Origin of the sequence: Luteibacter sp. Sphag1AF, assembly GCF_014192715.1 — a bacterium.
Taxonomy (GTDB): Bacteria; Pseudomonadota; Gammaproteobacteria; order Xanthomonadales; family Rhodanobacteraceae; genus Luteibacter.
In genome coordinates this window covers 366,564-385,331 of sequence record NZ_JACHYH010000002.1, presented here as the reverse complement: position 1 = coordinate 385,331, position 18,768 = coordinate 366,564, and the positions used below count along the sequence as shown (strand labels likewise).

The 18,768-nt window shown below is 65.1% G+C and carries 18 protein-coding genes; 5 read left to right on the top strand and 13 right to left on the bottom strand.

The genetic code is table 11. The features are described 5' to 3' along the window. Positions 1–23 precede the first annotated feature (23 nt). Genes FHW69_RS08775 through FHW69_RS08755 form a run of 5 tightly spaced genes read left to right on the top strand, consistent with a single transcriptional unit; the run spans position 24 to position 5,948 of the window. A complete protein-coding gene (locus FHW69_RS08775; protein ID WP_255494736.1) occupies positions 24–1,289 on the top strand; it encodes an acetylglutamate kinase in 1,266 nt (421 codons plus the stop codon). 4 nt (positions 1,290–1,293) lie between these two features. After that, positions 1,294–2,241, top strand: coding sequence for an N-acetyl-gamma-glutamyl-phosphate reductase (gene argC, locus FHW69_RS08770; RefSeq protein WP_183422659.1), 948 nt, complete (start codon positions 1,294–1,296; stop codon positions 2,239–2,241). A gap of 13 nt (positions 2,242–2,254) precedes the next feature. Further along, on the top strand, positions 2,255–3,544 hold the full coding sequence (locus FHW69_RS08765; RefSeq protein ID WP_183422658.1) for an argininosuccinate lyase: 1,290 nt from the start codon (positions 2,255–2,257) through the stop codon (positions 3,542–3,544). A gap of 23 nt (positions 3,545–3,567) precedes the next feature. Next, positions 3,568–4,686, top strand: a complete 1,119-nt coding sequence (gene proB, locus FHW69_RS08760; protein WP_183422657.1) for a glutamate 5-kinase — start codon at positions 3,568–3,570, stop codon at positions 4,684–4,686. A 20-nt stretch (positions 4,687–4,706) separates the two neighbouring features. Beyond that, entirely contained in the window at positions 4,707–5,948 is a 1,242-nt protein-coding gene (locus FHW69_RS08755; protein WP_183422656.1) for a glutamate-5-semialdehyde dehydrogenase, read from the top strand. Positions 5,949–5,967: 19 nt separating this feature from the next. Here FHW69_RS08755 and FHW69_RS08750 read toward each other — a convergent pair whose 3' ends face one another. The 13 genes from FHW69_RS08750 to FHW69_RS08690 form a co-directional block, all read right to left on the bottom strand. Beyond that, positions 5,968–7,104, bottom strand: a complete 1,137-nt coding sequence (locus tag FHW69_RS08750; protein WP_183422655.1) for a lysozyme inhibitor LprI family protein — start codon at positions 7,102–7,104, stop codon at positions 5,968–5,970. 18 nt (positions 7,105–7,122) lie between these two features. After that, positions 7,123–7,827 (bottom strand): hypothetical protein, encoded by a 705-nt coding sequence (locus tag FHW69_RS08745; RefSeq protein WP_183422654.1) that lies wholly within the window; start codon positions 7,825–7,827, stop codon positions 7,123–7,125. Continuing rightward, on the bottom strand, positions 7,827–9,101 hold the full coding sequence (kynU, locus tag FHW69_RS08740; protein ID WP_183422653.1) for a kynureninase: 1,275 nt from the start codon (positions 9,099–9,101) through the stop codon (positions 7,827–7,829). The genes FHW69_RS08745 and kynU overlap by 1 nt, the downstream gene beginning before the upstream one ends. Positions 9,102–9,111: 10 nt before the next feature. After that, the gene (locus FHW69_RS08735; RefSeq protein WP_183422652.1) at positions 9,112–9,609 is read right to left on the bottom strand and encodes a hypothetical protein; all 498 of its coding nucleotides are present in this window, start codon (positions 9,607–9,609) and stop codon (positions 9,112–9,114) included. A gap of 12 nt (positions 9,610–9,621) precedes the next feature. Then, positions 9,622–10,632, bottom strand: a complete 1,011-nt coding sequence (locus FHW69_RS08730) for an amidohydrolase family protein (RefSeq protein ID WP_183422651.1) — start codon at positions 10,630–10,632, stop codon at positions 9,622–9,624. A 57-nt stretch (positions 10,633–10,689) separates the two neighbouring features. Then, positions 10,690–12,759 carry an FUSC family protein gene (locus FHW69_RS08725; protein ID WP_183422650.1) on the bottom strand — a complete coding sequence of 690 codons (2,070 nt, stop codon included), beginning with the start codon at positions 12,757–12,759 and terminating at the stop codon, positions 10,690–10,692. Between the two features lie 76 nt (positions 12,760–12,835). Continuing rightward, on the bottom strand, positions 12,836–13,399 hold the full coding sequence (gene yeiP, locus FHW69_RS08720; protein ID WP_183422649.1) for an elongation factor P-like protein YeiP: 564 nt from the start codon (positions 13,397–13,399) through the stop codon (positions 12,836–12,838). Positions 13,400–13,441: 42 nt separating this feature from the next. Further along, positions 13,442–14,209 (bottom strand): SDR family NAD(P)-dependent oxidoreductase, encoded by a 768-nt coding sequence (locus FHW69_RS08715; RefSeq protein ID WP_183422648.1) that lies wholly within the window; start codon positions 14,207–14,209, stop codon positions 13,442–13,444. Between the two features lie 62 nt (positions 14,210–14,271). Beyond that, entirely contained in the window at positions 14,272–14,847 is a 576-nt protein-coding gene (locus tag FHW69_RS08710; protein ID WP_183422647.1) for a GNAT family N-acetyltransferase, read from the bottom strand. After that, a complete protein-coding gene (locus FHW69_RS08705; protein ID WP_183422646.1) occupies positions 14,844–15,308 on the bottom strand; it encodes a GNAT family N-acetyltransferase in 465 nt (154 codons plus the stop codon). The genes FHW69_RS08710 and FHW69_RS08705 overlap by 4 nt, the downstream gene beginning before the upstream one ends. Positions 15,309–15,322: 14 nt before the next feature. Next, positions 15,323–15,811, bottom strand: coding sequence for a GNAT family N-acetyltransferase (locus tag FHW69_RS08700; protein ID WP_183422645.1), 489 nt, complete (start codon positions 15,809–15,811; stop codon positions 15,323–15,325). Positions 15,812–15,828: 17 nt separating this feature from the next. Further along, the gene (locus tag FHW69_RS08695) at positions 15,829–16,728 is read right to left on the bottom strand and encodes a hydroxymethylglutaryl-CoA lyase (protein ID WP_183422644.1); all 900 of its coding nucleotides are present in this window, start codon (positions 16,726–16,728) and stop codon (positions 15,829–15,831) included. A gap of 15 nt (positions 16,729–16,743) precedes the next feature. Further along, positions 16,744–18,738, bottom strand: a complete 1,995-nt coding sequence (locus FHW69_RS08690; protein WP_183422643.1) for a biotin carboxylase N-terminal domain-containing protein — start codon at positions 18,736–18,738, stop codon at positions 16,744–16,746. Between the last annotated feature and the right edge of the window lie 30 nt (positions 18,739–18,768).

Below are 18,768 nucleotides of genomic sequence, written 5' to 3'. Positions count from 1 at the left end.
CCATCGTCCGCCTGCTGTCCAGCATGGGCAGCGCGCGCGAGATCCAGCAGTACCTGAAGCGCTTCTCGCAGCTGGATGCGAAGCGCTTTGCCGTCGTGAAAGTGGGCGGTGCCGTGCTGCGCGATGATCTTCCCGCGCTGACCTCGTCGCTGGCGTTCCTGCAACAGGTGGGCCTCACGCCCATCGTGCTGCATGGCGCGGGTCCGCAGCTGGACGAAGAGCTGTCGGCTGCCGGCATCGAAAAGCACACGGTTCATGGTTTGCGGGTAACCACACCCGAAGCGCTGGCTATTGTGCGCAAGGTGTTCCAGTCGCAGAACCTGCGTCTGGTCGAGGCACTGCAGGAAGCCGATACGCGCGCCACCTCCGTACCGTCCGGTGTGTTCACGGCCGACTATCTCGATCCGGAAACCTACGGTCTGGTTGGGAAGGTGCGCGAGATCAACCTCGCTCCCATCGAGGCGAGCCTGCGTGCGGGGTCCATTCCCGTGATCGCCAGCCTGGGTGAAACCGACGCTGGCCAGATCCTCAACATCAATGCGGACTTCGCCGCAAACGAACTGGTGCGCGTGTTGCAGCCGTACAAGATCGTGTTCCTTACCGGCACCGGCGGCCTGTTGAACGGCGAAGGCGAGATCATCGACTCGATCAACCTCTCCACCGAATACGACCAGTTGCTCGCGCAGCCGTGGCTGCATTCGGGCATGCGCCTGAAGATCGAGCAGATCAAGGACCTGCTGGACGATCTGCCGCTGACCTCGTCGGTGTCGATCACGCGTCCGTCCGAGCTTGCCAAGGAACTGTTCACGCACAAGGGTTCGGGCACGCTGGTGCGTCGCGGTGAGCGCGTGCTGCGTTTCGAGTCGTGGGAGGGCGTGGACCTGACGCGCATGCGCGAACTCATTGAATCGAGCTTCGGCCGCACGCTGGTGGAAGACTATTTCAGCCGCACAAAGCTGTATCGCCTCTACGTCAGTGAAAACTATCGCGCTGCGATGATCCTCACCAACGAGGGCGGCTTCGCGTACCTGGACAAGTTCGCCGTGCTCGACGAGGCCCAGGGCGAAGGCCTCGGTCGCGCCGTGTGGCAGGTGATGCGCGATGAAAACCCGAAGCTGTTCTGGCGTTCGCGCCACGGCAACATCATCAATCATTTCTACTACGCTGAATCCGACGGCTGCTTCAAGCAGGATCGCTGGAAGGTGTTCTGGTATGGGCTGGACAACTTCGCCGATATCGAAGCCTGCGTGAACCACAGCGGCACGCGCGCCGCCACCCTGACGGACTGATTCCATGTCGAAGAAAACCATCGGTATCGTCGGCGCGCGCGGTCACACGGGCGCCGAACTCATTCGCCTTGTAGCGAACCATCCTGGCCTTGAGCTTGCCTTCGTGTCGTCGCGTGAACTCGCCGGCCAGCGTCTGGCCGATCACAACGAGGCTTACCAGGGCGAGCTTCATTTCACGAATCTCGATGCGGCAGCGGTTGCTGCCTCGGGTGTGAACGTGGTCATCCTTGCTCTGCCCAACGGTGCGGCCAAGCCGTTTGTCGAAGCCATCGACGCGGCAGCTGGCGATATGGTCATCGTTGATCTGTCGGCCGACTATCGCTTCGACGAGCGCTGGTATTACGGCCTGCCGGAGCTTTATCGCGAGCGGTGGCGCGGCGAGAAGCGCGTGAGTAACCCGGGCTGCTACGCCACGGCTGTGCAGTTGTCGATTGCTCCCATCAAGGACATGCTGGCCGCACCGCCCGTGTGCTTCGGCGTGTCGGGCTATTCGGGAGCGGGCACCACGCCCTCGGATCGCAACGACCCGGAAAAACTCCGCGACAACCTCATGCCGTACTCGCTGACCGGTCACATGCACGAGCGCGAAGCCAGCCGTCACCTTGGCGTGCCTGTGGAATTCATGCCGCACGTTGCACCTCATTTCCGCGGCCTGACCGTCACGACCAATCTTTACCTCGCCCGTCCCATGAAGCGCGATGAAGTGGTGGCACGCTTCCATGGCGCCTACAAGAACGAAAAGCTCGTCACTGTGCTGGACGATGCGCCGTGGGTCAGCCGCATTGCCAACAGGCATCACGTGGAAATCGGCGCCTTCGAGATGTCTGCCGATGGCCGTCGCGTGGTCGTTGTAGCCACGCTGGACAATCTGCTGAAGGGTGCTGCCACCCAGGCCATGCAGAACGTGAACCGCACGCTCGGTTTTGACGAATACACCTCCATTCCGGTTTGAAAGGCCCATCACGATGACCCAGCCGCTCTGGCAGAAATCCGACAGCAAGGTCGATCCGCGCATCATGCGCTTCCTCGCCGGCAACGACGTGGTTCTTGATCGCGAGTTTTTCCTGCACGACATCGTCGCCAGCAAGGCGCACGTGGAAGGACTCGCGAACATCGGCGTGGTATCCACCGACGAACGCGATGCGCTGCTGCGCGAACTGGATGCGCTGGCTGCCGATTTTTCGGCGGGCCAGTTCATTCTTGACGAGCGCTTTGAAGATGGCCACTCGGCCATCGAGGCGCGCCTGACCGAACGCCTGGGTGACGCTGGGCGTCGCGTGCACACCGGTCGCAGCCGTAACGACCAGATTCTGGTGGCCACGCGTCTGTGGCTGAAAGAACAGCTCACCACGCTGGAAGCCACGTGCCGCCAGGTGGCCGAGGTCTGCCTGGATCGTGCCGCTGGCGATGCCCTGCCGATGCCCGGCTATACGCATATCCAGCGCGCCGTGGTGTCGTCCACGGGCATGTGGTTCGCGGCATTCGCCGAGGCCTTCATCGACAACACGCTGCGTGCGCGCCAGGCACTGGACTGGATTGATGCCAATCCGCTGGGCACGGCCGCGGGCTATGGCGTGAACGTGGCGCTGGATCGCGAGCATACGACTCAGCGCCTGGACTTTGCCCGCATGCAGATTTCGCCGATCTACGCGCAGCTGTCGCGCGGCAAATTTGAAATGGCAGCGCTGGACGCCGTGGGGACGGCGTTGCTCGATACACGTCGCCTGGCATGGGATCTGTCGCTGTTCACGACAGCCGAGTTCGACTTCGTGCGCCTGCCGGGCGAGTACACCACCGGTTCGTCCATCATGCCGAACAAGCGTAATCCGGACGTGGTGGAACTGCTGCGTGGCAGCTACGCGGCCGTGGCCGCTGCGCGCACGGAGATCGAGCAGTTGCTGTCGCTCCCCTCCGGCTACCAGCGCGACCTGCAGTTCTCCAAGGGCTCGCTGTTCCATGGCTTCACACACGGTCTGGCCGCGCTGGAACTTCTGCCGGACATGCTGGCCCGCATGGAATGGAAGGCCGAGCGTATGCGTGCCGCCATCGAACCTGCCATGTACGCCACGGACGTGGCTATCGAGCAGGCCGTGGCCGGCGTGCCGTTCCGCGATGCCTATCGCGCGGCGGCGGAAACGGCCGCGTCGGCGGGTGAGGGGCGTACGCCCGAATCCAGCCTGGCGGCGCGTGTCTCGCCGGGCGCCGGACATGATCTGCGTCTGGACGTGCTTCGCGCGCGTCTTAGCCGGAGCTGATCGACGTGTAAAAGGGGAGCGGGATGGCAATTCGGTTCGAGGAACAGATGCTGCCATCCTGGCGGCGTGCGGTACTGAAGGTCGGCAGCAGCCTGCTTGCTGCCGACAACGGTGGTTTGAGTCCTCGTTACGCCGCCGCCCTGGCGGCATTCGTGCGCCAGAGCCGTGCGCAGGGGAGGGACGTGGTCATTGTCTCTTCGGGGGCCGTCGCTGCGGGCCGCGCGCTGGCCGGCCCTTCCTCGCCCACGGCGCTTCCCGCCCGCCAGGCGCTGGCCGCCATTGGACAGAGTCGCCTCATGGCTCTGTGGCAGAGTTTCTTCGACGAACCCGTGGCCCAGGTGCTGCTCACGCACGACGACCTGCGCCATCGCCGCCGCTATCTCAATGCGCGTAGCACGCTTCGCGAATTGCTCGCGCTTCGGGTCATTCCCGTCATCAACGAAAACGACACGGTGGCCGTCGACGAGCTGAAGCTCGGCGACAACGACAATCTTGCCGCCATCGTCGCCGCGCTGGTCGATGCCGACCTGCTGATGATCGCCAGCGACATCGGCGGCCTGTACAGCGCCAATCCGCGCACGTCGCCCGACGCCGTGCCCATCGCGGATGTGGCGGCCATCACGCCTGAGCTGTTTGCGATGGCGGGTGGCAGTGGCACGCGGTCAGGAACCGGCGGCATGCGCACCAAGCTGGAAGCCGCCGAAAAAGCCGCAGCCGCAGGTATCGACACCGTGCTGTTCGACGGCACCAGTGGCGAGGTGGCACGGGCGTTGGGCGAAGGGCGCCTGTACGGCACGCGTATCCACGCGGCGCGCACGCGGCTGGCCGCGCGAAAGTACTGGTTGCGCCATGCACCGGCAGGCGGGCGGATCGTGGTGGATGCGGGTGCGCGCATCGCGTTGCGCGAACGGGGCGCCTCGCTGCTTCCTGGAGGCGTCGTGCGCTCGGAGGGCGAGTTCGCGCGTGGCGATGTGGTGGAGATTGTCGACCCCGACGGCGGCGTGATCGGGCGGGGGGTCAGTCAGTACGCGGCCACCGATATCCATCGGTTGTTCGGGCGCCACACGCGCGAGATCGAGTCCATACTCGGTTACAGCTACGGCGAAAACATCATCCATCGCGACGATCTGGTCGCGCTTTGATTCAGCGGGAGACGAGGCTCATGTCGATTCGGGACGATGCACTGGCTTGCCGCGATGCCTCGCTGGCTGTCGGCACACTCGGCACCGCCGCCCGGCGGGCGCTGCTTTGCGATATGGCCGCCGCGCTGGCCGCCGCTGCCGAAACGGTGCTCGTGGCCAACGCGAAGGACATGGCCGAGGGCCAGGCCGCGCGCATGGCGCCCGCGATGCTCGACCGGCTTCGGCTGGACCCGGCGAGGCTCGAGGCGATGGTTGCCGCCATCGAAACGGTTGCCATGCTGCCCGACCCGGTGGGGCAGGTGACCCGCACCGAGGTTCGTCCCAATGGGCTCAGTGTGCAGCGCGTGCGCGTGCCGCTGGGCGTCATCGCCATGATCTATGAGGCTCGCCCCAACGTCACGGCCGATGCGGCCGCGCTCTGCCTGATGGCCGGCAACGGCGTGATCTTGCGTGGAGGGTCGGATGCGCGGCATTCCAATCGCGCCATCGCCGATGCCATGCGCTCGGTGCTACCCGCTCACGGCGTGCCCGCGGCTGCCCTGACGCTGATGAGTGACACCGCGCGCGATGCCATGGTGGAGCTGTTGCAGCTGGTCGATATCGTGGATCTGGCCATTCCGCGCGGCGGCGAGGGCCTTATCCGTTTTGTGACCGAACATGCACGCGTTCCCGTCATCAAGCACTACAAGGGCGTATGCCATCTGTATGTGGATCGCGATGCGGATGTCGACCTCGCGCTGGGTCTGCTGATCAACGGCAAGACCAGTCGCCCGGGTGTGTGCAATGCGCTGGAAACGCTGCTTGTGCATGCGGATATCGCCGCGAGCTTCGTGCCGCTTGCGGTGGCCGCGCTGCGCGAGCGGGGCGTGGAAGTCCGTGCGTGTGAGCGCTCGCGCGAGTTTGTCGCCGACCTCGCGCCTGCCGACAATACCGACTACGGCGCGGAGTTTCTGGATCTGGTAATCGCGATGCGCGTCGTGGCGGATGTGGATGAGGCCATGACGCATATCCGTCGTTTTGGTTCGGACCATACGGAAGTGATCGCCACGCGCAATGAAGCGGTAGCGGAGCATTTCGTGCGAGGGCTGCGCTCGGCGGTTGTGATGGTCAATGCGTCGTCGCGTTTCAGCGACGGCGGTGAGCTGGGTCTCGGCACTGAGATCGGCATCTCCACGACGCGTCTGCATGCCTATGGCCCGATGGGTGCCGAGTCGCTGACCGTCGAACGTTTCGTGGTGCGGGGAACAGGACAAATCCGTTAGCGCCCACCCGCCGTGAAGCTCATCCTGCGCTATCGGATTCGTCGACGAAGTCCAGTCGCTCCGATATCCACGTGTTTACTATGGCGGCAGCGACGCGTCTGGCTTCGTCGGCCGACATTCCGCGATGTGTCTGCAACCAGGCGGCAGTCGCGTCGCGCGCGGGGCCGATGGCGGCCAGGGCTTTCTGGCGATTGCCCGGTGACCAGGTCTCGTCGTCCTTCCATGCGCGGATGGTGGCCGTGGCGTCTTCTTTGGCAGCAACTTTGGGATTGAGGAAATCGCGGGGTGCAGTGGTAGCTCGCAGGGCGTCGATGCGCCACTGGGCGTAGGAGGCGAAACGAATGGTACCTGCGCTGGCGCTGGCCAGATCGACAGCGGGGCCGACGGCGGCGGCCAGTGCTTTCCATGCAGGCTGGTCGAAGAGTCCCGGCTCCGGTTCGCATACCGGCGCGTAGGAGTCACGGGACGAGCCGTAGAGGCCGCCCATGGCCTGATAGGCGGCATCGCCTTGTCGTGCAAACACGAAGCAGTGAACGTAAGGCCGTTCTGTCTGTTCGATATGCATGCGCAACAGCGTCAGTACTACGACGTCGCGGGATTTCCGGGGGTCTTTCGCCATGTCGGCAACAATCCCGTGCGCGAATCTGTCTTCGCTGATGGCGGCCAGTGCTGTCTGGAACGCCTTCTGACCCTCCGTTGCGGTCACGCCCGAAGCCGGCGCGAAGCGTTGCAGGTAGGCCAGCCAGGCGGAAGCCAGACCGCCGCGGTACGTGCGAAGTACCGTGGCGGCGCCCTTGGGATCGTTGGGAATGCGGGCGATGGCGGCGTCCAGCGCTTTCGCAGAACGCGCGCGGACGGCCTCCAGCTCGTTTGCACGATGGGTCATGCTGTCGCGCAGGCAGTCTGCCCGCGCAGCACACGTATCGCGCTGCGTCATCCACATGCGCTGGCTGGCGCGAAGCGCCGTCGCCTCGGTGGTGGTTGAGGCATCCAGTGCGCTCTTGTATGCCTCCGCCAGTTGATCGTCCAGGCTGCCCAGGCTCTGGTCGGCGCAAATGGCTTTCTCGGTCGGGGTCTGCGCCTTCGCGCAGTCGAACGATGCAGCGTGTGCGGGCAAGGCGCCGAGCGCGACGAGCGCCAGAAAGTACTTCTTCATGAACGATCCGATGTCAGTTCAGGTGGGAAACCAGTGAGACAGGGCGGCGCGCAGACGATCCGATTCGTTGGCCATCGCGTAGTAAGCACGATCAAGTGCATCGGCGAATGCGTGTCGATCCAGCGCCACGGTTTCCGGGCGGCCCGTATCCTGGGATACGTATTCGATGAGAACGCGCTGACCGTCGATCCATGCCTGCGTGCCCAGGATGAAGTCCGGATGGTCGTAGCGTGATGCGCCGGCGTCCGGTGCGTGGGCAACGGGCGTGCGTATATCCGCTGGTGCGTGGCGGAGCAGGTCGATCAGCGCGCGGAATGTGTCCGGCTCATCCGCGAACAGGTCGATGCGATCCATGCGGGGACCGGCGAATACTTCCACCGCACCCTGCATCGCCAGCATGCCTGAGTAGCCGTCGGGGCGAGCGCTCCGGTGCGCAAGCACGGCGATCAGCGCGGCGACGTAGCGGTCGCTGATCGTGCGGTTCTCCGCAAGCCATGCGGCGCTGACGTCGACGCTGTTGATTTTGTAGCCGTTGGTGACGGCCTCAAGACCGCGATGGGAAAGGCCCGCAGGAACCGGGGGAAGCGCCACATCGCGGCCGCCGGGCAGTAGACCCATGGCGCTGCGTGCTGGCACCGTGCGCAGCCAGTGCGTCACGGCCTGCACGGCAAAGCCCGTGCCCTGTTCGCTATAGGGCGCCGGATAGACGTCTGTGACCGCCATCAGCGGTCACGCCAGGCAACCACCGCGTCGGTGAAGCCGAGGCAGTCGCTGAAACGGTTGTACAGCGGAGTGGGCGAGATGCGGATGACGTCGGGCTCGCGCCAGTCACCCACGATGCCGTGTTCCATGAGGTATTCGAACAGCTCGCGTCCGGCATCACGTCCGGCACGCACGCGAATGGACAACTGAGCGCCACGCTGGGTGGGATCCGATGGCGTAACCACGTCCAGGGTTTCGGGTAACCGCGTGTGTACCAGCCACTCCAGATAACTGGTGAGGTCGCGCGATTTGGCGACCAGGCGATCCATGCCGGCGCGATGGAAAATGTCCAGCGAGATGCGCATGGGCGCCAGCGCGAGAATGGGCGGGTTGGACAGCTGCCAGCCGTCCGCGCCCGGCGTCGGCACGAACTGCGGACCCATGCGGAAGCGCGTGGCCCTGTCGTGACCCCACCAGCCGGCGAACCGAGGAAGGTCCGCCTTGCCGTGGCGCTGATGCACGAACGCGCCACCGACGGCGCCGGGGCCGCTGTTCAGATATTTGTAACTGCACCAGATGGCGAAGTCCGCGCCGGAGTCGTGCAGTTGCAGCGGCAGGTTGCCCACCGCATGGGCAAGATCGAAGCCCACCACGCAACCGCGCGCATGTGCGGCGTCCACGATTGCTTTCAGGTCAAACGCCTGACCGGTGCGGTACTGGATGCCCGGCAGCATCACCAGCGCGATGCGCGCGCCGTGTTCGGCCAGTACGCGTTCGATGGTGGCCTGGGAGATGCCGCCGCCTTCGCTGTCCGGTTCCACTTCGATCAGTGCCGTGGCCGGATCAAAGCCATGGAAGCGGATCTGCGATTCCACCGCATAGCGATCCGTCGGGAAGGCACCCGCTTCGATGAGGATGGCCGGGCGCTGCGCAGTTGGCCGATAGAAGCTGACCATCATCAGGTGCAGATTCACGCCCAGCGTGTTCATCGCCACGACTTCGTCCGGCCGCGCGCCGACCACTTCGGCCAGATGCTCACGAACCGTTTCATGATACGTCAGCCACGGGAGCGGGCCACGGAAATGGCCCTCCACCGCTTCGGTGCCCCATTGATCCAGCTCGTCGTTGATGGCGGCGCGCACGGCTTTCGGTTGCAGGCCGAGCGAGTTGCCACAGAAGTACAGGCTGTCGGCGCCATGGTGTGGCGGGATCAGGAACTCGTCGCGGAATGACCGCAGCGGATCAGCGGCGTCCCGGGCGTCGGCCCAGGCGCGGGTGGCTTCGTAAGAGGTCATGGAAAATTCTTCAGAGGGTCATGCGCGCCGCGACATCGTCGCATCCGCGGTCGAACGCCGCGTTCCACGCGGCGGTGCCGCTGGGACGTGCGCAGCGCAGCTGGATGGCGCGATTGCCCGCAAACCAGTAACGCTCGCGATAGCTTACCTTCACGCCGCTTTCTTCGGCGGTGTAGAGGAAGTCGTTGGCCGTGGCGGATTTGCCGGCGGCATAGCCTTTCATGCCTTTGGCGCGCACCACGAAGCCGTCCACATACTGGTTGAAAGCGGACAGATTGCTCACCTGTTTCACAGTGACGGTCACGCGCGCCATGGTGCTGGCGGAAGGCGACGGGTCCGGCACCTGGAATACCTGAACTTCCGGATCGCCATCGGTCTGCATGATGCTGAGCCAGGTGTCGGGCGTGGAGAAGCGGACGGTGCCTCCGGCCATCTGCACGTCGCCCGCAAAGGCGGTGGAGCTGCCAAGCAGCAGCGCGGTGGCAAGCACACTCAGACTACGGGTCATGCGCGGTTCCTGTCAGGACGGGAAGCGGGATGCGGGAAGACCCAGCCACTCCAGCGCAGTGCCATGAAACAGGCGCGCGCGGGACGTGTCATCAAGCCCCAGTGCCTCGATCCCGCTTCCGGGCACCTGTTCCCCAAGCGGGAAAGGATAGTCGGTTCCGAGCATCACGCGCTCGACGCCGGTCACATCCAGCAGATACCGGAGCGCCAGCGGATCGTGCACGCAGGAGTCGAAATACAGCCGCGAAAGGTACTCGCGGGGATTGCGCGCGTTGTCGGTGGCCACGATATCCGGACGCATGCGGAAACCGTGTTCGATGCGGCCGATGGAATAGGGGAAGCTGCCGCCCCCGTGAGCCAGCATGATCTTCAGATTGGGCAGCCGCTCCAGCACGCCGCCAAACACCAGCGAGCAGGCCGCACGGGACTGTTCGGCGGGCATGCCGACCAGCCACGGCAGCCAGTATTTGGGCATGCCGGCGCTGCCCATCATGTCCCAGGGGTGCACCAGAAGCGCCGCGCCCATGTCGGCGGCCGCTTCAAAGAAGGGGAAGAGTTCGGGGGCGTCCAGGTTCCAGTCGTTGCAGTGCGAGCCGATCTGCACGCCTTGCAGGCCCAGCTCATCCAGGCAGCGTTCCATCTCGCGGATGGCCATGTCCGGAGCCTGAAGCGGCACGGTGCCGATGCCTGCGTAGTGACGACGGTAGTCGTTGCAGACGGTGGCCATGGAGTCGTTGAGGTGGCGGTGCAGTTCCAGCGCCTGATAGCCGGGCGCCCAGTAGGAGAACATCACCGGCACGGTGGAGATGACCTGGACGTCGACGCCGTACTTCGCGTAGTCGTCGATGCGGTGCTGTGGGTCGAACGCCGATTCCCACACCTCCCGGAAGAACTTGCCGTCCTTGTAGATCCGGTGGTGGCCGCCGGTGCGGGTCATCACGGGAAAGCGGTCGTCGGCGTACTTGCCGGCAAGATCCGGCCAGTCACGCGGGAGGATGTGTGCGTGCGTGTCGATTTTCAGCATGTCATCGAGTGTAGCTGCATCCCGTTGCACACCCGTTTCGCGCTGCAACAACGCCGCTCAGGCCTCCGCGTTGCGGCGGGCAATCACGTGCCCGATGGTGTCCACGTTGTCGGTGAGACGGTCGGTGACCCGGTCGATGGAGTCGGCCAGCTCCCGGTCGCGCATGCGTGCCATGTGCTCGGCCAGCTGGCGCTGCATGGCACGCAGGTCAGCCGGCGGCACGGGCTCGCGGCCCTCGCCCAGCGCCAGGGCCTGCTCGTGCAGGTGGTCGGCGCAGGCCGTGATGAAGGGCGCCACCAGAATCCACTCGGCGGGCACTGTCTCGCCGTCGATCAGGGCTTCCAGCGTCATGGCGGTTCGGGCCAGGCGATTGCCGTTGGCATACATCGTTTCGGCAAGTTCCTGCAGATGCGCCGGGGTGCCCGGTTCGGCCCGCAGGCGGTCCACGGATGCCAGCGCGTTGGTGCGCGCCGTGCGTGCGGCGGTGCGGGCATCGTGCCGGTGCGTGCGTGAATCGGGGGCGGCCAGCACGCGCACATAGGTGGCGTACGCGTCCAGCATCTCGGCCAGCGCCACGCGCGCGCGGTTGCGCTCCCATGTGGGCCAGAGCACGTACGCAAGCAGCGCCAGGCCGCTGCCCAGCGCGGTGTTGAGCACGCGGTCGTACATGGCGGCGGCCGAGTCCACGCCCTCGAATGACAACAGCACCACGACGGTGCCCGTGAGCGCGGCCACGGCAATGCCGTAGTGCGCCGTGGCCAGATAGCGGAAGGCGACGCAAAGCACACCCATCAGCGCGATATGTGCCCAGATGACATTGGGCGTGATGCTGAGCAGGAAGGAGGTCAGCACCAGGCCCAGGATGGTGCCGACCACGCGCAGCAGTCCGAAATTGAGCGTGGCGGCGAAGTCCGGGCGCAGCACGATGGCCGCGGTCATCGGCAGCCAGTAGCCGTGTGGCAGCTCGGCGTAGCGCGAGACCACAAACGCCAGCGTCAGCACCACCGCGCAGCGCACCGCGTGGCGGAAGGCCACCGAGTTGGGCGTGAGGTTGGCGCGCAGGGTTGCCAGCGTGGAGGCGCTGCGTAGCGCTTCCGGCAACGCGGTTTCTGCCGCCTGTGCGCGTAGCTCGCCGCGGCTGCCTGCCCAGTTGGTGTTTCGCACCGCCGCTGCCAGCTGGCCGGACAGTGCGCGGATATGGGCGGTCATGCCTTCGCCCGCGCTGCCGCCAAGCAGGGCGCGCTCGCTGGCCTGAAGGGTGTTGAGTGCACGTTCGGCACGCTCGGGCGGTTCGGCGTCGTCCAGTGCGTCGGCAGTGGCGGCAAGCACGCGCGCGGCGTCGGCGCGGAACATGTCCTGCATGCCGTCGCGGCGCCGATCCAGTTCACCCATGGCCACCAGTTCAAGACGGATGCGTTCGGCCAGTTCAAGCAGCACGCGGAAGGCTTCCATCGCGCGGCCACGCGCACGATGGCGGCCGAGCAGCGTGGTTTGCAGCACGGTCATGGAGTCGGTGAGGCCGGGCGCGTCGCTGTCGTTCTCGCGTTGTCGTGCGAGCTCCGCGAGCCCGCGATATACATTCGCCAGCGCCTGACGCTCGGGTCGATAGCGTTGCAGTGGCCACGCGGCAACGGAGAACAGGGCGAGCAGCATGCCGCCGGAAAAAATCAGTCCCCCACCGATCAGTGCATCGTCGATGCCCTTGGGCGTGGCGGCGGTGATCACGAGCAGCAGCATGCTGGTCATGCCTACGCGTGCGATGTCCGGGCCGAAGACCACGAGCATGCCGCCGAAGAAGCCGCACAGCGCGGTAGCGATGGCCATGGGCAACACCCATGAGCCCATCAGGAAGCCGACGAGCGAAGCCAGTCCTGCCGCAAGCGCGGCAAGGAACAGGCGACTGAGACGTTGCTGATAGGGACCGGGCTGGTCCGAGAACATGGTGTCCAGCGCGCCGGCCGCGATGCCGATGCCGACCTGGGGGTAGCCCAGGTACACGCCGAGCACCAGCGGCAGCACCACGGCCGCCGTGTTGCGCAGCGCGACGCGCATGGGCACGTCGGGCCGCTTGGTCTTGATGAGGCTGTCCAGCACGCTGGCGCGGAGCGAATAGCCGCCCGTGGTCATGGCTTCTCGTTGACTCGTCCGATGAGTCTGTGATTCTGCCCCATGCTGGCTGACTGGGACAGGAGCGGGAGGGCGTTTACGCCCGACCCGCGAACTCGCCGGTCAGCGTGTTGACCGTGACCTTCTCGCCCGTGGTGATGTACTCGGGGACCTGGATTTCCACGCCGGTCTGCAATGTGGCGGGCTTCGTGCGTTTGGTGGCGCTGGCGCCCTTCATTTCCGGAGCCGTTTCGGTCACGGTCAGCACGACGCTGGTGGGAATCTGCAGGCCAACCGGTGCATCGTCGATCACCTGTATGTAGTAACCGTCCATGTCCTCGACCACGTAGCCGGCGTTCTCGCCCACCACGGCGGCGTCGAGGATGTACTGGGTGAAGTCTTCCTTGTCCATGAAGACGAATGCTTCGCCGTCCATGTAGGAGAAGTTGGCTTCGCGACGAACCAGATCGACTTCCTTCAGTTCGTCTTCCGAGCGAAGGCTGAGGTCGAACTTGCGGCCGGCCGGAATCGTGTACAGCGTGAAGCGATAGGTGATGTTGCCGCCGCGCGCGCTGGGAGAGCTGCGTTCGATGTCGCGCACCTGATACACGGTGCCTTCGTGTTCGACGACGTTACCTTTTTTGACTTCGGATGCTTTCATGGGATGAGCCGGTGGTGAGTGCGTGGATGTGACGATGAATGATTATTTGGCAGCCAGACGCACGGCGCCATCCAGACGGATGGTCTCGCCGTTGATGTAGCGGCTGGTGAGAATGAAGGCGACGGTGTCCGCAAATTCTTCCGGCTTGCCCAGGCGCGACGGGAACGGAATGGACGCGCTGAGCGATTCCTGCACCTGCGCAGGCATGGAGTCGACCATCGGCGTCCAGAAAATACCCGGCGCAATGGTGGCCACGCGGATGCCGAAGCGCGACAGTTCGCGCGCCATCGGCAGCGTCATGCCCACCACGCCACCCTTGGAGGCGGCATAAGCGGCCTGACCGATCTGGCCTTCATACGCGGCCACCGATGCGGTGTTGATGATGACGCCGCGTTCGCCGTCTTCGCCTGCGGTATTGCTCTGGATCAGCGATGCGGCCGCCTTGGCCACGTTGAAGCTGCCCACGAGGTTGACCATCACGGTAGTGGCGAACGTCGACAGCGGCATCGGGCCTTCCTTGCCCAGCACGCGACCTGCGCCAAGAATGCCGGCGCAATTGATAACCACGTTCAGGCCACCCATCGCGTCACGGGCCCTGGCCACGTTGGCGGCCACACCATCTTCGGAGGTGACGTCGGTGCGCTGGAAGCTGGCGTGCGGACCCAGGGCGGCGACCGCGGCGTGACCCTTTTCTTCGTTGACGTCGAACAGCGCGACCTGCCCGCCCGCAGCCACCAGTTTCTGGGCTACCGCGTGGCCGAGGCCGGAGGCGCCGCCGGTAATGATCGCTTTGACCTGTTCGAGATGCATGGGAATGGCTCGCGGGGAAAGAGAAGGGGCGCCATGGTAACGAAAGAGGCGCGGCAGCAGCGTTATGCCGCGCCAGCCTCAAGCACGGCGTGGAGTTCGGGCGTGCCGATCAGTGTGGGAAAGGCGCGCATGGGCTGGGGATCGGCAGGCGGGGTGTGCAACGTTTTCTGCCACACGCCCACATCCCACCAGCGGCCGAGTTTGTAGCCCGCGTCGCGCCAGACACCGGCCGGCTCGAATCCCATGGATTCATGCAGTGCGACGCTGGTATCACCAGGCAGGGTGATGACGCCCACCGCCTGATTGATGTGCTGGAGATTCATCACCTCAAGCAGGGTGCCGTAAAGACGCCGCGCAATGCCGCGGCGACGGGCGTTTTCGTGCACGTAGATGGAGGTTTCCGCAATCCAGTCGTATGCCGCGCGCTCGCGGAAACGGCCGCAATACGCGTATGCCAGCACTTGCCCGTCTTCTTCCCAGATCAGCCACGGGTAGGTCTGCATGCGGGTGAGGATGCGCTCGCGCATGGCCTCGTCTCCGGGCAGTCCGGTTTCGAACGTGATGGCGCTGGTTTCGACCACGGGGGCGTAAATGGCATGGCATGCCGCGGCGTCGTGCCCGGTGGCAACGCGGATCACAGGTGCTTTTCCATGAAAATGCTCGACGGGTTGGCAAAGTGATCGCCGAAGGGGGAGCAGCGACGATAGCCTGCGCGCTCATAAAGTTCGATGGATTCGGTCTGCGCCGTACCCGTTTCCAGGCGCACGATGCGGCCACCTGCGGCACGCACCTGGGTTTCCAGCGCTTCCAGCATCTGTTTGCCCAGGCCCATGCCGCGCGTGGCCGGGAGCACGTACATGTGTTTCAGCTCGACATAGCCGCCATGATCGACGCACGCGCCACAGGCCAGCGGGGTGCCATCCACGCGCGCCGTCATGAAGGTGACGTTGGGGCGTCGCAGGGCTTCCACGCCGATGGTTTCGTGGCTGTCGGACGAGTAGAGGCCCGACAGGTAGCCATCAAGCTGCGCGATGAGCGGCTGCACGTCCGTGCGACCCGGGTCGTCGATGGCAAAAAGGAGTTGCGGCGGCTGGGACAAGGCGGGTTCTTCCGTCAAAGGTCGCGAAGGAAGAACTTATCGCAACTGAAGTGTCCCGTGCCGCCCATGGGACCACTGATTTCACGAAAGCCATGGCGCCGGTACAGCGCCTGGGCCGCATCCATGCCGCTGAGCGTTTCCAGATAGCAGCGCTGGTAACCCATGGCCCGGGCGGCATCCAGGCAGCGCCCGATCATGGCGCCGCCTGCTCCGATGCCGCGTGCTTCGGGCAGGAAATACATCTTGCGCAGTTCGCACACATCCGCCTCGCCGCCATCCAGCGGGGCGATGCCGGCACCGCCCACCACCTTATCGTTCACGATCAACACAAAATACGCGCGGCCAGGGACGCCATAAGCGGCGGTCATGCTGTCGACTTCGGCGTCGTGGATGGCGAATCCGGGGCCGTCAGCGCCGAATTCGGGCATGACCTGCCGAATGATGCTGGCGACACTGGCGTCGTCTTCGACGTGCACAGGGCGAAGGCGGAACGAAATGGTCATGGGGGAAACCCGTTCGATCAGTGCGTGGTACGGGCCCGGGTGACCCGGCTTTCGGTGGTTTTGCCCAATTGCGTGGCGAGCCACGCGCCGGTAGCGACGAGCGCATCCAGATCGACATCCGTGCGCATGCCCATGCCCTGGAGCATGTAGACGACGTCCTCGCTGGCCACATTGCCCGTGGCGCCCTTGGCGTACGGGCAACCGCCCGTTCCCGATACGGCGCTGTCCACCACGCGCACGCCTTCTTCCAGGCAGGACAGGATGTTGGCCAGCGCCTGCCCATAGGTGTCGTGGAAGTGGACGGCCAGGGCATCCATGGACACTTCTGCCGCCACCGCGTGCAGCATGGCGCGTGCGGCAGCAGGCGTGCCAACGCCGATGGTGTCGCCCAGGGAAATCTCGTAGCAGCCAAGGTCGTGCAGGCGGCGCGCCACCCGCACCACGTCGGTCACGGGAACCTTGCCCTGATAGGGGCAGCCCAGCACGGTGGACACGTAACCGCGCACGCGCACACCGTCGGCCTTTGCGCGTTCCATCACCGGGATGAATCGCTCGATGGATTCGTCGATGGACGCATTGATGTTCGCGCGATTGAACGCCTCGGAGGCGGCAGTGAATACAGCCACCTCGGTGGCGCCCACGTCGCGCGCGCGCTCGTAACCCTGAAGATTGGGCACCAGCACGGGGTAGGCCACGCCGGATGCCTTACGGATGCCCCGGAACACGTCGGCGGCGTCGGCAAGCTGCGGCACCCATTTCGGGCTGACGAAACTGGTGGCCTCTACGGTGGGCAGACCCGTGGCGGAAAGGCGGTCGATCAGTTCGATCTTCATCGCTGTGGGCAGCAGGGTCTTTTCGTTTTGCAGGCCGTCGCGCGCGCCCACTTCGACGATGCGTACGTAGCTGGAATCATGCATGGCGCGTTTCCCGGGTCAGTCGGCGTCGCGCAAGCGGATCAGGATGCTGTCCGCATCCACGAAATCGCCCTGAGCGGCATGAATGGATTCGATGGTGCCGGCGCGTGGGGCCTTCAAGGCCAGTTCCATTTTCATCGCTTCCATGACCATGAGTTCCTGGCCTTCTTCCACCGTGTCACCGACGTTGGTCTTAAGCAGCACCACGCGACCGGGCATCGGTGCGGTGACGTGCCGCGCGCTCGCGGCCTCGCTGCTGACATAGGCGAACGCAGGCGCCTGCTCGAACGTCCAGCGCTGTCCGGCCTCATCGTGCACGCCGATGCGGCCATGACTGACCAGCAGCGGTACGCGGCGGGCCTCGTCGTCGAAGCGGGCGCTCAGTGCCGTGTCGCTGAGGCGTGCTCCGGAGATGACGCAGCGCTGTCCGGCGTGCACCAGCGTGTAGTGTCCCGCGTAACCGTGCACTTCCACTTCGTGCCGCACATGACCTTCCATCAGCGCAACGATGCGCTTGCCCTGATGGCCGATGCGCCAGGCATCCATGGTGGCCCACGGCGAGCCCGGATAACGGTCGTTCGCCTGCACGGTAGCTTCCTCGGTCAGCAAGGCTGCCGTGGCGGCCGCAAACAGCGTTTCCGGATCGGTCTGCGTGTCGCCGGCCAGGAATTCTTCGAGATGACGGTCGAGGTAGCCGGTGTCGATGCGACCTTCCACGACAGCCGGATGGCGGACCAGCCGCTCAAGGAAGGCAATGTTGGATTTCGGCCCCACGATGCTGCTGGCAGCAAGCGCTTCGCGCAGGCGGCGCAGGGCGGACGGGCGGTCAACGTCATGGACGATGAGCTTGGCGATCATCGGGTCGTAGAAAATGGTGACCGTATCGCCTTCCACCACGCCACCGTCCAGGCGGACGTGCGCGTTTGCGCGCGGCAGCACCAGCCGGCGCAGGGTGCCGGAGCCGGGCAGGAAGTTCTGCTCGGGATCTTCGGCATACAGGCGAACCTCAATGGCATGGCCGTGCGCCCGGATGTCTTCCTGTGCCAGCGGCAGCGGTTCACCCGAGGCGATGCGCAACTGCCATTCCACCAGGTCCAGACCGAGGGTTTCTTCGGTGACCGGATGTTCCACCTGCAAACGCGTATTCATTTCCATGAAGAAGAACTCGCCGTTTTGCGCCACGATGAATTCCACCGTGCCTGCGCCCACGTAGTTCACTGCCTGCGCGGCGGCCACGGCCGCAGCGCCCATGCGGGCACGCCGTTGCGCGTCGAGGAACGGGGAGGGCGTTTCTTCCAGCACTTTCTGGTAACGGCGCTGGGCGGAGCATTCGCGCTCGTTGAGGTGGATGACGTTGCCCTGGGTGTCGCCGAACACCTGAAACTCGATGTGGCGCGGATGCTCGACGTAACGCTCAAGAATCACGCGCGTGTTGCCGAACGCGTTGGCCGCTTCGCGCTGGGCGGAGGCCAGTGCTTCGGCGAACGAGGCTGCGTCGCGCACGATGCGCATACCCTTGCCACCGCCGCCCGAGGCCGCCTTGATCATCAACGGGAAGCCCGTACGCTCAGCTTCGAGTGCAAGCCGTGCCGGGTCCTGATCTGCACCGTGGTAACCGGGCACCAGCGGCACGGCATGGGTTTCCATCAGCGCCTTGGCGGCCGCCTTGGAGCCCATCGCATCAATGCTTTCCGGGCGCGGGCCGATGAAAACGATGCCTGCATCGGCACATGCGCGGGCAAAATCGGTGTTTTCAGACAGGAAGCCGTAACCGGGATGGATGGCCTGGGCACCGGCCTTCCGGGCTACCTCGATGATGGCGTCGCCGCGCAGGTACGACTCAGCCGGCCGCGGGCCGCCGATGGGGTAGGCCTCGTCGGCCAGGCGCACGTGCTGGGCGTCCGCGTCAGCGGTTGAATAGACCGCCACTGTCCGGATGCCGAGGCGGCGGCAGGTCCGGATCACGCGGCAGGCAATTTCGCCACGGTTGGCTATCAGGATGCAGTCGAACATGCGGGGCCATTCCAGCAATGACAAACCGCG

Bases quoted from the DNA above. Each gene is read 5' to 3' on its own strand.
- FHW69_RS08715 (WP_183422648.1), bottom strand. From the start codon at position 14,209: ATGCATCTCGAACAGGTCAAAGCGATCATTACCGGCGGCGCCTCCGGC.
- FHW69_RS08775 (WP_255494736.1), top strand. From the start codon at position 24: ATGGGCAGCGCGCGCGAGATCCAGCAGTACCTGAAGCGCTTCTCGCAG.
- proB (WP_183422657.1), top strand. From the start codon at position 3,568: ATGGCAATTCGGTTCGAGGAACAGATGCTGCCATCCTGGCGGCGTGCG.
- FHW69_RS08690 (WP_183422643.1), bottom strand. From the start codon at position 18,738: ATGTTCGACTGCATCCTGATAGCCAACCGTGGCGAAATTGCCTGCCGC.
- kynU (WP_183422653.1), bottom strand. From the start codon at position 9,101: ATGACCTCTTACGAAGCCACCCGCGCCTGGGCCGACGCCCGGGACGCC.
- FHW69_RS08695 (WP_183422644.1), bottom strand. From the start codon at position 16,728: ATGCATGATTCCAGCTACGTACGCATCGTCGAAGTGGGCGCGCGCGAC.
- FHW69_RS08750 (WP_183422655.1), bottom strand. From the start codon at position 7,104: ATGAAGAAGTACTTTCTGGCGCTCGTCGCGCTCGGCGCCTTGCCCGCA.
- FHW69_RS08700 (WP_183422645.1), bottom strand. From the start codon at position 15,811: ATGACCATTTCGTTCCGCCTTCGCCCTGTGCACGTCGAAGACGACGCC.
- FHW69_RS08725 (WP_183422650.1), bottom strand. From the start codon at position 12,759: ATGACCACGGGCGGCTATTCGCTCCGCGCCAGCGTGCTGGACAGCCTC.
- FHW69_RS08735 (WP_183422652.1), bottom strand. From the start codon at position 9,609: ATGACCCGTAGTCTGAGTGTGCTTGCCACCGCGCTGCTGCTTGGCAGC.
- argC (WP_183422659.1), top strand. From the start codon at position 1,294: ATGTCGAAGAAAACCATCGGTATCGTCGGCGCGCGCGGTCACACGGGC.
- FHW69_RS08765 (WP_183422658.1), top strand. From the start codon at position 2,255: ATGACCCAGCCGCTCTGGCAGAAATCCGACAGCAAGGTCGATCCGCGC.
- FHW69_RS08755 (WP_183422656.1), top strand. From the start codon at position 4,707: ATGTCGATTCGGGACGATGCACTGGCTTGCCGCGATGCCTCGCTGGCT.
- FHW69_RS08745 (WP_183422654.1), bottom strand. From the start codon at position 7,827: ATGGCGGTCACAGACGTCTATCCGGCGCCCTATAGCGAACAGGGCACG.
- FHW69_RS08730 (WP_183422651.1), bottom strand. From the start codon at position 10,632: ATGCTGAAAATCGACACGCACGCACACATCCTCCCGCGTGACTGGCCG.
- yeiP (WP_183422649.1), bottom strand. From the start codon at position 13,399: ATGAAAGCATCCGAAGTCAAAAAAGGTAACGTCGTCGAACACGAAGGC.